The organism is Cobetia sp. cqz5-12, assembly GCF_016495405.1.
In the GTDB taxonomy this organism is placed as follows: domain Bacteria; phylum Pseudomonadota; class Gammaproteobacteria; order Pseudomonadales; family Halomonadaceae; genus Cobetia.
This window is the reverse complement of record NZ_CP044522.1, coordinates 3,444,766-3,456,627: the sequence shown is the minus strand read 5'-3', so window position 1 is coordinate 3,456,627 and position 11,862 is coordinate 3,444,766. Positions and strand designations below refer to the sequence as shown.

Annotated in this window: 11 protein-coding genes; 1 reads left to right on the top strand and 10 read right to left on the bottom strand. The window is 63.2% G+C overall.

The genetic code is table 11. The features are described 5' to 3' along the window. Positions 1-321 precede the first annotated feature (321 nt). From F8A90_RS14405 to F8A90_RS14360, 10 genes are all read right to left on the bottom strand, one after another. Positions 322-1,086: a transporter substrate-binding domain-containing protein gene (locus tag F8A90_RS14405; RefSeq protein WP_166020020.1), complete on the bottom strand. Its 765-nt coding sequence runs from the start codon at positions 1,084-1,086 to the stop codon at positions 322-324. A gap of 249 nt (positions 1,087-1,335) precedes the next feature. Beyond that, on the bottom strand, positions 1,336-2,088 hold the full coding sequence (locus tag F8A90_RS14400) for an ABC transporter permease (protein ID WP_166020042.1): 753 nt from the start codon (positions 2,086-2,088) through the stop codon (positions 1,336-1,338). A gap of 41 nt (positions 2,089-2,129) precedes the next feature. Next, the gene (locus F8A90_RS14395) at positions 2,130-2,846 is read right to left on the bottom strand and encodes an ABC transporter permease (RefSeq protein ID WP_200017568.1); all 717 of its coding nucleotides are present in this window, start codon (positions 2,844-2,846) and stop codon (positions 2,130-2,132) included. Between the two features lie 41 nt (positions 2,847-2,887). Beyond that, the gene (locus F8A90_RS14390) at positions 2,888-3,712 is read right to left on the bottom strand and encodes a transporter substrate-binding domain-containing protein (RefSeq protein WP_200017560.1); all 825 of its coding nucleotides are present in this window, start codon (positions 3,710-3,712) and stop codon (positions 2,888-2,890) included. Positions 3,713-3,900: 188 nt separating this feature from the next. Further along, a complete protein-coding gene (locus F8A90_RS14385; RefSeq protein ID WP_200020058.1) occupies positions 3,901-4,695 on the bottom strand; it encodes an ATP-binding cassette domain-containing protein in 795 nt (264 codons plus the stop codon). 559 nt (positions 4,696-5,254) lie between these two features. Further along, positions 5,255-6,277: a succinylglutamate desuccinylase gene (locus F8A90_RS14380; protein ID WP_200017559.1), complete on the bottom strand. Its 1,023-nt coding sequence runs from the start codon at positions 6,275-6,277 to the stop codon at positions 5,255-5,257. Further along, positions 6,274-7,092 carry a DUF1338 domain-containing protein gene (locus F8A90_RS14375; protein WP_166020016.1) on the bottom strand — a complete coding sequence of 273 codons (819 nt, stop codon included), beginning with the start codon at positions 7,090-7,092 and terminating at the stop codon, positions 6,274-6,276. The genes F8A90_RS14380 and F8A90_RS14375 overlap by 4 nt, the downstream gene beginning before the upstream one ends. Positions 7,093-7,360: 268 nt before the next feature. Then, positions 7,361-7,915, bottom strand: a complete 555-nt coding sequence (locus tag F8A90_RS14370; protein ID WP_200017558.1) for a lipocalin family protein — start codon at positions 7,913-7,915, stop codon at positions 7,361-7,363. 199 nt (positions 7,916-8,114) lie between these two features. Continuing rightward, complete coding sequence (locus tag F8A90_RS14365) at positions 8,115-9,290, bottom strand: GGDEF domain-containing protein (protein WP_200017557.1); 1,176 nt, start codon at positions 9,288-9,290, stop codon at positions 8,115-8,117. A gap of 131 nt (positions 9,291-9,421) precedes the next feature. Further along, the gene (locus F8A90_RS14360) at positions 9,422-10,654 is read right to left on the bottom strand and encodes a TauD/TfdA family dioxygenase (RefSeq protein ID WP_233593347.1); all 1,233 of its coding nucleotides are present in this window, start codon (positions 10,652-10,654) and stop codon (positions 9,422-9,424) included. A gap of 226 nt (positions 10,655-10,880) precedes the next feature. Between F8A90_RS14360 and F8A90_RS14355 the strand changes: the two genes are divergently transcribed. Next, the gene (locus F8A90_RS14355) at positions 10,881-11,804 is read left to right on the top strand and encodes a LysR family transcriptional regulator (RefSeq protein ID WP_200017556.1); all 924 of its coding nucleotides are present in this window, start codon (positions 10,881-10,883) and stop codon (positions 11,802-11,804) included. Positions 11,805-11,862: the final 58 nt, after the last annotated feature.

Below are 11,862 nucleotides of genomic sequence, written 5' to 3'. Positions count from 1 at the left end.
TGCAGTATGGGATGCTCGGCATCCTAGAGAGCCTGACTGCGACGGATAAGCCCCTTGGAGCACACTGCTTTGATGCTGAATTTGCACCAATTGTGCAGAGAGCATGGTTTCCACGTCATGCGCTTGAGCGATTGACCCTGTTCAGGTCGTGTCAGGGTTGTCACAAGACAGGTGTCTGAATGCCACTGAACACTGCCTCAACGCAAAAACCCCGCGGCAGATGCCAACGGGGCTTGTTGTCGAACATGTCACCTGTGTCTGTTACCGCTCATCTCATGGCGCAGACATCACGGCATGGCTGGCATGCCGCCTGAGATGAGCTTACTTCTTTTCGCCGAAGTACTTGGTATGGATGGTGTCGTAGGTGCCATCGGCCTTCAGTTCGGCCAGGGCGCCGTTGATCTGCTCGGCCAGGTCCTTGTCACGCTTGCGCATGGCGATACCGAAGCCGTCGCCGAAGTACTTCTTGGGCTCGGTGACCACTTCACCCACGGCCTTGTAGTTGCCGTTGCCGCCGTCGATCAGGGTGGACTTGCCGACCGGGAAATCGAGGAAGGCGATATCGAGGCGACCCGCATCCATGTCCAGCACCAGGTCATCGGCGGTGGTGTAGCGTTTGACCTCGGCATTCTTGCCATAGAGATCAGTGACGTAGTTGTCCTGCAGGGTGCCGCGCTGCACGCCGATGGCCTTGCCGGCCAGGGCCTCGGAGGAGGTGGCGCTCAGCTCGCTGTCGGACGGCGCGAACCAGGCGGACGGCGGGGTGATGTAGGTGTCGGAGAACAGCACCTTCTCGCGGCGTTCCTCATTGATGGTCATCGAGGACATGATGGCGTCGTACTTGCGCGCCATCAGGCCGGGGATGATGCCGTCCCACGCCTGAATGACCCACTCGCAGTCGCGGTTGATCTTCGCGCAGATGGCATTGCCCAGTTCGATATCGAAACCGGTCAGCTCACCGTCGGGTGTCTTGTATTCCATCGGCTCGTAGGGCACGTCGACGCCGATGCGCAGCGATTCGGCCGCCTGAGCGCCACCGGCCATCAATGCTGCGCCCAGCAGGGAGATTCCCAGAAGCTTCTTCATGTCAGTCCCATCCATCATTGTTGTTGGTCATACTGGCTGATCAGTGGCATCAGACACTCCCTCCTGAACACCAGTCGCCTGAGTCGGGAACATAAGGGTGTGTGTCATGCCAGTGGCTCCACACTAGCCCAGACCGAGGCTGCGGTGAAGAGGGTCAATGGACAAATTCAAACGGTCGTTAAACGAGATGAATTCCTGTCGTTATCTCCGGATAAGAAAAAAGCGCCCTCCAAAGGGCGCTTTTGACGTTCAGCTTAATGGTTTCAAGTGTGCCAGTAGGCGTTTCTCCAATTGCCGGAATATGGCAATGATGGTGAAGGTCAGGCACAGGTAGATGGCGGCGACGAACAGGAAGGCCTCGAAGGGCGCGTAGAAGCGTGCGTAGATGTCACGCGCGGCACCGGTGAGGTCCAGCAGCGTCACCACACTGCAGATGGCACTGGCATGCAGCATGAAGATGACTTCATTACCGTAGGCCGGCAGTGCCCGACGGAAGGCACTGGGCAGAATGATGCGACGCATCATCTTGCCGCGTGACATGCCGTAGGCGCGGGCGGCTTCCATCTCGCCCTTGGGGGTCGACTGGATGGCGCCGTGGAAGATCTCGGTTGTGTAGGCCGCGGTATTGAGCACGAAGGCCAGCAGTGCCGGCACGAAGGGATCACGGAAGTAATCCCACAGCCAGGTCTCCTGGATGCTGGGCACATGCACGCTGGTCACGCCCAGTGAGATGTCGAAGCCGTCGAAGAACACCACGCCGTAGTAGATCAGATAAAGCTGGATCAGCAGCGGTGTACCCCGGAAGACGTAGGTGTACAGGTACACCGGCATCTTCACCCAGCGACGGCGCGAACCACGCAGGATGGCCAGTGGCACGGCCACTACCAGTCCGATGATCAGTGACAGGAACACCAGTTGTACCGTGGTGACCAGTCCATCCCAGTAATGCCAGAGCGTGGTGGCGGTGAAGATGTAGTTGTCACTCAACACGTCGTCGAGCATCTGGCCCAGCTGGGCGATGACGCCACTCGGGCCCGCATCATTCAGTTGTTCCATGCGCTGGCCTCCCCGAATCCGGCGTTATAGCGCCTCTTGAGACGCGCAAGCCCCCATTCGGACACGGTGGCGATCAGTAGATAGCCCGCCGCGACCGGCAACAGGAAGGTGAAGGGCTCGTGGGTCGCCTTGGCGGCCTCACTGGCGACACGCACCATGTCGACCAGCCCGATCACCGACACCAGGGCGGTGGTCTTGAGCAGTACCATCCAGTTGTTGCCCAGCCCCGGCAGGGCGTGACGCATCATCAGCGGGAAGCGAATGCGCTTGAAGACCTTCCAGTCGCTCATGCCATAGGCGCGCCCGGCCTCTATCTGACCGGCATCCACCGCCATGAAGGCGCCACGGAAGGTCTCGCCCATGTAGGCACCGAAGATGAAGCCGATGGTGACGACACCGGCAGTGAATTCATCGACATTGACGAAGACATCGATGTCATAGGTGTCGTACAGCCAGTCGGTGACCATGTTGATGCCGATCTGACCGCCGAAGAACAACAGCAGCATCAGCACGATGTCCGGGACGCCGCGGATGATGGTGGTGTAGAGCGTCGCGAGCCAGCGCAGAGGCGTGGAACGCGACATCTTGGCCGTCGCCGTCAATAGCCCCAGCGCGATGGCCAGCAGCTGGGCCAGCACGGCCAGCTGCACCGTGACCCAGGCACCTTCCAGCAGGCTGGGCCCGTAGCCTTGTAGGTCAATCATGGGAAATCTCCCGTGAAGCGCCGAATAACCCGTTCAGCGGCTTACTGGTGGTTGTCGGACGCAGTGGCGGCGCTGGCGAAGTACTTGTCGTTGAGACGCTTGAGCGTGCCATCGGCCTTGAGCGCTTCCAGGGCGCCATCGATGGCCTTCTTGAGGTCGCGGTCGCGCTTCTTCATGGCGATGCCGAAGCCGTCGCCGAAGTATTTCTTCGGCTCGCTGATGGCGCTGCCGGTGTTGACGAAGTTGCCGTCATTGGCGTTGACCAGGGTGTCCTGACCGACCGGCAGGTCCAGGAAGGCGACATCGACGCGGCCGCTGTCCATGTCCAGCACCAGGTCATCGAGCTTGGTGTAGCGGCGCACTTCTGCTGTGCGGCCGTAGAGGTCGGTGACGTAGTGATCCTGCAGGTTGCCGCGCTGCACGCCGATCACCTTGCCCTTGAGGGCCTCGGCATCGAGGCTGTCCGCGCCGGCCAGCGGGCTGTCTGCCTTGACGAACCAGCCGGACGGCGGCGTGAAGTAGGGCTCGGAGAACAGCACCTGACGCTCACGCTCCGGATTGATGGTCAGCGCCGACATGATGACGTCGTACTTGCGCGCCATCAGGCCCGGGATGATGCCGTCGAAGTCCTGCTCGGTCCATTCACAGTGAGTGGCGAGCTGGGCGCAGATGGCGTTGCCCAGCTCGATCTCGAAACCGGTCAGCTCACCGCTGGGCAGCTTGTAGCCGAAGGGCGCGTAGGGCACGTCGATGCCCAGGCGCAGCGGGTCCGGCACATCGGCCGCCTGAGCGGCGCTGGTGGTGATGGCGAAGCTGGAGAGACCGAGGGTGAGACCCAGCAGGGCACGTGTCGCGAACTGTTTCATTGCTTGTCATTCCTGAAGTCTTGGACACCTCGAGGCCTGCCGTTGGCGTGGCGCTCGCGGTGCTGAATCATGTGCCGGTCACGGGATCACCGTGCCGGGTTTTGCCGCAGGCCGAGCGGTTGGCTCAGCGATGGGCCAAGGGTCATTCAACAGTGCTGGTGATCGGGGCTGCTGATCAGGGCGCTTTGTCAGTACTTGGGCGCCAGAAACTGCTTGAGGCGCTCCGACTGGGGATTGCCCAGCACGTCTTCCGGCTTGCCGGCTTCCTCGACCAGCCCCTGATGCAGGTAGACCACCTGGCTCGAGACATCACGCGCGAAGCTCATCTCGTGGGTCACCACCACCATGGTGCGGCCTTCCTCGGCCAGGTCTCGCATGACCTTGAGCACGTCACCGACCAGTTCCGGGTCGAGGGCCGAGGTCGGCTCGTCGAACAGCATCACCTCCGGCTCCATCGCCAGCGCGCGTGCAATGGCACCGCGCTGCTGCTGGCCACCGGACATCTGTGCCGGATAGTAGTCGGCGCGCTCGAGCAGGCCGACGCGGTCCAGCAGGCTGCGTGCGTGGGCGATGGCTTCCTTCTTCGGCTTGGCGAGCACGTGGATCGGCGCCTCGATGACATTTTCCAGCAGCGTCATGTGCGACCACAGATTGAAGCCCTGGAAGACCATCGACAGGCGCGCGCGCATACGCTCGACCTGACGCCAGTCCATCGGTTCTCGGCCACGGCGGCTTTCCTTGAAGCCGATCTGCTCGCCATGCACGAAGATATCGCCGCCGTCAGGCTGCTCCAGCAGGTTCATGCAGCGCAGAAAGGTGCTCTTGCCGGAACCGGACGCACCGATCAGGGTGATGACATCGCCCTTGCGTGCTTGCAGTGACAAGCCCTTGAGCACCTGATTGGTGCCGAAGGACTTGGTGATGTTGCGGACCTCGAGAGGCAGCGCGTCGCTGCTCGGGCTCTCGGCCACGGAAGATCTCATGGTCATGCAGTTACTCCAATCCGGACGTTGCCAGCCCTGGGGGCAATGACACGCCACGAGTCCGCCGCGGGGCGGTCGGGCTCGGGATACAGGTTCGTTGCCGACATGGCACGGCTGCCTGGCACTGCCTTTCACTCTCGCTCGCTGACTTGCGCGACGCAGACGTGATGAGGCGGCAAGGCGTGGCACGGGAGGAGTGGCGGAGAATGCCGTCAGGGGCATGGCCAGTTCCTCACGATCAGTCCGATTGATCGTCGTTCTCGTTGCCAGTGGCCGTCTACAACAGGCGAAAAATGCCTGAGCTTGCATGTCGTGGACGGGAAAGGGGGCCGATTCTACCAGCTCAACGCAGGGTTCACCGCTATCTGGCGTGGAGGAATGTTACGACTTTGGTGGGGCGTGCAAGGACGCACGCGGATGCTATCCGGCCGTAGAGGAGTCGTCTTCATGATCAAGGTCGCCTGTTGTCGTTGTAGTAAGGCTTTCGTCAGTACAATCGCGCCGTCGTGATTTGCCCTGCGGGGGAGTGGGCGGGCAGAACGCCGGCGCTGTTTGTGGTTCAGTCTGTCGGTGTCGAGCTAGGGGCCAGCAGCAAGGCGGCGCGGGCGCCTATCTCCACCTTGGCATTGGGGAAGACCACCCGCAGTGGCGTATCGCCGATGATGCAGGGGCCAGCGGCGGCATCTTCGGCCACCACGCTGCCGGGGGCGAAGGCGGTGAAGTTGGCGACTTCCTCGCTGAAGCACAGCGTGAAGTCGGCTGACTGACGCATCAGTTCCACTTCCACCGTGAAGTAGTCGATGTCCTGTGGGGCTGCTTCGGCGGGCGCCGTGCCGGTCGCCAGCGCCGCGAGCAGGGCCTTCATCGGCGCGAGTGCCGCCATGTCGTTGGCGCCGAACGGGCGTACCTGGCCCAGTTCCAGCGTGAAGGCGTCGGCATCATGGTAGTGGCGCGAATAGTGCGAGAAGGTCCAGCTGTGTTGATGCTGGTGCAGCACGGCCTGGATGCCGGCGGCGCTCAATATCGGCCACTGCGATGCGCTGATGGCGTCGCCATCACTGAAGGGCACCACCGCGAAGCGCGGATAGAGGCTGTCGCGGATGGCGGTGTGCATGTCGTAGTGCAGGCGGCGTGAGCCCTCGGCCAGCGGGAAGCGAGCATAGAAGGTATCCACGGCCGCCATCAGCTGACGTGCGCGCGCCGGCTCATCATCGGATGGACAGTCGTTGCCCGTGACGCTGGCCTCGGCGCGCTTGAACAGCCGATTGAGATTGGTGGTGATGAAACGCTCGCCACTGCGGATGGCGGGCAGGTTGCCCAGAATCAGCAGCAGCGGCGCCCCGACGATCAGATGGCCGCTCTCCAGGCCCGCGATCAGCTCACCGAGCAGTTCGATGGGGGCGGTCTCGTTGCCGTGGATACCGGCGGAGATCACGCACGGGCGCGCCTTGGGCCCCATGGCGTCGGGGGTGATCTCCAGAACGCCGGGCGCGACGATCTCATAGCGACCGCCGGGGATACGGCCCATGCCACGGGCGCTGGCGTGGCCTTCGAGTGTCAGGTCTAGCCAGTCGGCAATCACGAGGCAGTCGGCTCCTGGCGAACATTGGTGGATTCGAAGATCTTGTCGGCGCTGGCGGCCACGAAGCCCTGATACAGCTCGCCATTGGCGTCGGGATAGCGGCGCGCGAATTCGTAGTAGCAGGTGGAGATCTCATGCTCCTCGCCACCGGCGAAGGTGAAGGTCTGGCGGTCGGCGAGGGTGGAGGCCTGCTCCAGCAGCACCTCGGGCGAGCCCTTGATGCGTCCGCCCGCCGGATTGATGCCCAGGCCCAGCGACTCGACGCGCGTCAGTACCTTGTCGAGGGTGTCGTGATGGCTGAGCGCGTTGACGCTGATGGTGAAGTGGTTGGCGCGCAGGCCGATGATCGACAGCCAGGCCGCATACTCACTCTCTTCCATCAGGCGCTGATACTGCTCGAAGGTTGGCGCCTTCCACAGGCGGCCCGACCACAGCACGGAGGGCTGGGTGGCGGCATCCGGCGAGATCTGGCTGACCAGACCGTCGATGATCGCCTGGGCGCGCTCGGAAAGCTCATGACACTTCAGCTCGGAGAGGAAGACACGCGGCATGTCGGGAGACGGCGGCAGATAGCCGAAGGCGCGCAGTTTCTTCTCGCGGAAGTCATAGGGGGCGAAGCGGGTGTAGCCCAGCGCCAGCAGGTGAGGTTCCAGTGCGCTCAAGGTGATCGGCCCGCGATCGAAGGTGCGGAAGGCGACGTGGTCGTTGACGATGGTCTCGCCGTCAGCGATGAAGGCATCCTGGATCTTTTGGGCCTGGGGCGTCATGGCGACGTAGTCATCCCACAGGGCGCTGAAGAACTGCTGGATATCCATGGCACGGGTTCCCTCTGAACTGAGTTTCCCAGTGCAGCGAGGTGTCACTGGCACTGGGCGGCAGCATCAAACGATTGGCATCAGGGCAGCGTGCTCGGCGAGGCGCTACCCCGGAAGATTGTCAGCTCACCATTGGCGAGCCGCGCGCGCGTGACAAGATGCAAGGTCGGTTGGATGAAAGCGACTGTCCGCACCATATAAACGTCACGCGCCGGTTTAGACCTTGGATGGAGCTTGCGCCGTGAGCATAGAGCCGGCGTCTGCGTCATCAGCTCTCGTCGTCAGCGACGGGGCATGCCACACCCTGCTCGACCTTGATCAGCGCGTCGGTGGCGAAGCCGAGCTCGGCGGCCTGATCGACCAGCGCCTGATAGGTGCCGTCATCCAGCTGTGGCTCGCGCGCCAGTATCCACAGGTAGTCGCGATCGGTGCCGGCCACCAGCGACCACTGATAGTCATCATCCAGCGCCAGTACGTTGTAGCCGCCATAGAAGGGGCCGAAGAAGCTGACCTTGAGGGCCGCCGTCTCGCTGCCCCGAGTGAAGTAGGCGCGACCCTCGGCCTGGCTCCATTCCCCTTGCTCGGCGTTGTAGCCGCGGTTGATGACGCGCACGCCGCCATCCTCGCGGGGCGAGTAATCGGCGCTGACGCAGCTCAGGCCTTCCTCGAAGCTGTTGGGCAGGCGGGCGATCTCGTGCCATTCACCGTAGTAACGTTTGAGCTCGAAATTCTCGACGGGCTGGGTGCCGGAGGGGACTCCGGCGCAGCCGCCGAGAAGGCCGAGGAAGCCGAGAGAGAAGGCAAGATGCGGCAGGCGTGTCATTGGCAGGCTCCAAGCGCCATGACGCCCCGTTGATGAGTCGTGGGGCGTGCTGGCGAGATGCGGGTCATGAGAAAAAGGACGAGATGGCATCCCTGTCTCATTGGGGCGTCTGCCGCTGTCTCAAGAGGGAGGGTGGCGCGGCGACATGCTCGAGACGTCGAGCGTCGAGCGTCGAGCGTCGATCATCGAACGTCGAGCGTCACAGTACCAGGCGGAGCGGATTGCCGGTGACGACGACGCCCCGACCGCGTTGCTTGGCCTCGTACATGGCGCTGTCGGCGCGCGCGATGACCGTTTCCGGCGTGGCGCCCGAGAAGGGAAACAGGCTGATGCCGATGCTGGCGCTGACGGCGATGATCAGCGGTTCATCATCGACTTCCAGCGTGATGGGGCGGCTGATGGCATCGATCAGACGTTCCGCCAGCTGCTCGGGGCCCTTGCGGCCGTTGCCCTCACGGCTGATAAGCACCAGAAATTCATCGCCGCCCAGGCGGCCGACGATATCGTTGCCGCGCAGGGTGTTGCCCAGGCGCTCGCCGGTGATGCGCAGCACCTCATCGCCGATGGCATGGCCGTGGCGGTCATTGACGGGCTTGAAGCCATCGAGGTCGATGAACAACGCGGCCTGCACGGTGCCGGGGGTCTGGATGTCGAGTATCTGGTCGAGGCGTGTCAGCAGGGCGCGCCGGTTGAGCAGCCCGGTGAGCGAGTCGCACATCGCGTGGTCGCGCAGATCGTCCCGCTCCCCCGTGATATGGCATTCATGCAGGAAGAGTTGTCGGCTCTGGCGCTCGCGCGAGTAGGCGCTCATGCCCGCCAGCAGATTGACGGCCATCATGAAGAAAGCCTCGTTGGCTTCCACCAGTACCTCGGAGCCATGATGCATCACTGCGCAGCTGGCGGTGCAGCCCATCCATATCAGCAGGCCGCAGGCCATGGCATAGACGAACTGCAGCCCCAGCAGAGTGTAGGTCCAGAAGACCACCAGCATCAGGGTGACAAAATAGACCGGAAAGACACCGTGTTCGTCCTCATGGTGCCCGGCGGCGTGATCGTGCCCCACGTGGAACATCGCCAGCGTCCCCAGCGCTGCCGCCAGCGAAGCCAGGCACAGGATGCCATTGACGTGGTGTTTGAAGCGCGGGAGGCGTGACAGCAGAAACAGGCCCAGCACGCTGACCAGAATACTGGCGCGCAGCATCAGGAAGGCCTCGTAGTGCTCGTCCATGCTGATCTCGATCAGCGCATAGGAAGCGAACACCAGACAGCTCAGCGGGATGGTGATCCGGCTGAGCTTGTGTGAGGTCTCGATCTGTCGACGGCGGTAGCGTCGTTCCAGGGTGTCATCCGCAAAGCAGAGTGTCATGGGGTTCATGGGGCGATACCTGAGTTGCCAGACTCTCAGGATGCCACTGCCTTGCGTGGTATGCCCTGGAGGAACCGCCGCAACCTTTGCGTGCGGTTCAACGCTCTTTCAGGCACTCCGCAGCATGAGGGCTTTGGTGCTCACGACTGGGTGAGGTTGGCGCCGGCCAGCTGGCGCGCCGTGACGCGCAGCGCGGATTCCACCATGTCGTAATCCACATAGCAGCCCTGCAGGTGGCGGCGACCGGTCGTCGGGTCGAAGGACTTGCGGCCATGCATCACGCGGCGGTTGTCGAAGGCCACCATCTGGCCGGCTTCCAGCTTCAGATGCAGGCGGAAGGCCGGTTCTCGCAGGATGCTCCAGTACTGGCGATAGGCGCTGTACCAGGCCTGCATCTGCTCCAGTGGCAGGCGCAGGCTGTCGCGGATCCAGTTGTTGAAACGCACCTCGATGACCTTGTCGTTGGCATCCAGATGGATCACCGGCTCGCGCACCACCAGGTCGGTGGTCTCGTCGGCAAAGCGGAAGTCCACCGGGGTCTCGGCCAGCAGCCTGAAGGCCTGCGGGTCGCGCTCGCGCAGGGCCTCGGCGACCGCCATGCCATCTCCGAAGATGGAGTCTCCGCCTTCGGCCTCATTGGCCAGGCAGTAGAGCATCTGGATGTCCGGCGGCTGACGCCAGTTGGGCAGGTCGGTGTGCAGTTCCAGCGCGATCGGCGTGTAGGCGGCGTTGTTGGGCGCCTGCTTGGAGAAGACCTCGAAGCGGCCACCGAAGTTGGTCGCACGGATAGGGCCGATGGTCGCGGCCACCTGGTCGATCTCGCCACCCGCCGTCGGGCCGGCATCCAGAATCGCGAAGCCGTCGCGGCACAGCGCTTCCAGCCACCCCAGGCGCGCCTGGCCACCGGCCATGTAGTCGGCAAAGGCGGTGACGTGAGGCTGATGGCCCTGCTGCCAGGCCTGGCTTGCGGGAACCGGTGTGGCTGGCGGCGCATCACTCGGGCGACGTTGCAGCAACCAGCCGGCATCGAAGCGGCTGGTGTGGCCATCCTGCCAGACGACGACAAGATTGCCCTGCTCGATACGCATCTGATGCACCGTCAGGGCCGCATCATCCATCAGCATGAAGGTGCGCTCGAAGGTCTGCGGATGACGGCAGAGATCGCAGGCGCAGTGATCGCGCAGCCAGATCAGCGGCAGTCGGGTCTGCTCACCGCTGGCCCATGCCAGGGACGCCAGGGTCTCGTCGTGGTCTGCCATCACCAGCGGTGCGCCCTCGTGGTGGGGCAGGTATTCCTTCATGTCCCACTGATGGCGTGCCTGTGACGCTTCAGTGTCTTGGGTATCAGGGGCAGATGCGATGAGAGTCTCCATGGGCGCCGTCCTTTGTCGTGTGAGCAGTAGCAGGTGAGCCAATGCGTGTCGCGTGGCTGGGTCGTATGGCTGAGCCGTGCAGCTGGGGCATATAGCCGAGCTATGACCCGAGAATGAGACCATTGTCCCCCTCGTCATCACGGCTGGCCAACGCGAAATATGACGGCCATGACTTAGCTGAGCTAATGTGTGGCGATCGACCTTCATGCTCTGATGCGAGATAGCCATGCACGAACCTTCCTCCACGACAGCGAATGCCTTGCCGCGCCCCCTGCCGCCACTGGCCTGGTTGCAGGCCTTCGAAGCCGCTGCACGCCTGATGAGCTTCACGCGTGCCGCCGAGGAGCTCAATGTCACCCAGTCGGCCATTAGCCAACGAATTCGCCAGCTGGAGGACCGCCTTGGCCAGCCATTGTTCGTGCGTCATGCCCGCAGCCTCAATCTGACGCCGGCCGGTCAGGCCTGGTTGCCAGCGTTGCAGGATGGCTTTCAGCGCCTGCAGGAAGGCACGCTGGAAGTCTTCGGCCCCTCGCGCGCCGCGCCGGTCAGCCTGCGTGCGACCCCGATGAGCCAGCAGGCCTGGCTATTGCCGCGGCTGGCGAGTTTCCATCGCGATCAGCCCGAGATCGCATTGCGTCTGGTCAGCGCCTTCTGGCAAAGCGACTTCGATGGCGAGCAAGTGGATATCGAGCTGCGCTACGGTCAGGGCGACTGGCCACAGGTCGAGGCGATCCAGGTGGGGGCAGGGCAGGAGAGAATGGCCGTCGTGGCAAGCCCGGCGCTGAGCGCGCAGCTGACCACGGCGGCGGACCTGGCCGGCATGACGCTGCTGCATGCCGCAGGATTCGCGGTGGGCTGGCGGCGCTGGCTGGTGGCGGCAGATCAACTGGGGCTGGAGAAGACGACCTCCACCATCAGCTGTGATACCCAGGTGATGACGCTGGAAATGGCGCGCCTCGGCATGGGGGTGGCACTGGTGCATGAAGGCCATTTCCGGCAATGGCTGGCGTCCGGCAACGGCGGGCTGGAGCAGGTCTTCGCGCTGACGATTCCCGCCGAGCAGAGCTTCTGGCTGGTGCGCTCCAATCAACGCCCGATGCGGCCTACCGCGCAGCGTGTCTGGGATTATCTGTTGGCGGAGCCACAGTGAGCGATGCAGGCGACGTTTCACGCCACTGCTGATCGAGTCTGCGTGCTGATGATGACCT

What these genes read in the sequence shown, in the direction of transcription:
- F8A90_RS14405 (WP_166020020.1), bottom strand. Translation starts at nt 1,086, where the DNA reads ATGAAGAAGCTTCTGGGAATCTCCCTGCTGGGCGCAGCATTGATGGCC.
- F8A90_RS14400 (WP_166020042.1), bottom strand. Translation starts at nt 2,088, where the DNA reads ATGCTCGACGACGTGTTGAGTGACAACTACATCTTCACCGCCACCACG.
- F8A90_RS14395 (WP_200017568.1), bottom strand. Translation starts at nt 2,846, where the DNA reads ATGATTGACCTACAAGGCTACGGGCCCAGCCTGCTGGAAGGTGCCTGG.
- F8A90_RS14390 (WP_200017560.1), bottom strand. Translation starts at nt 3,712, where the DNA reads ATGAAACAGTTCGCGACACGTGCCCTGCTGGGTCTCACCCTCGGTCTC.
- F8A90_RS14385 (WP_200020058.1), bottom strand. Translation starts at nt 4,695, where the DNA reads ATGAGATCTTCCGTGGCCGAGAGCCCGAGCAGCGACGCGCTGCCTCTC.
- F8A90_RS14375 (WP_166020016.1), bottom strand. Translation starts at nt 7,092, where the DNA reads ATGGATATCCAGCAGTTCTTCAGCGCCCTGTGGGATGACTACGTCGCC.
- F8A90_RS14370 (WP_200017558.1), bottom strand. Translation starts at nt 7,915, where the DNA reads ATGACACGCCTGCCGCATCTTGCCTTCTCTCTCGGCTTCCTCGGCCTT.
- F8A90_RS14365 (WP_200017557.1), bottom strand. Translation starts at nt 9,290, where the DNA reads ATGAACCCCATGACACTCTGCTTTGCGGATGACACCCTGGAACGACGC.
- F8A90_RS14360 (WP_233593347.1), bottom strand. Translation starts at nt 10,654, where the DNA reads ATGGAGACTCTCATCGCATCTGCCCCTGATACCCAAGACACTGAAGCG.
- F8A90_RS14355 (WP_200017556.1), top strand. Translation starts at nt 10,881, where the DNA reads ATGCACGAACCTTCCTCCACGACAGCGAATGCCTTGCCGCGCCCCCTG.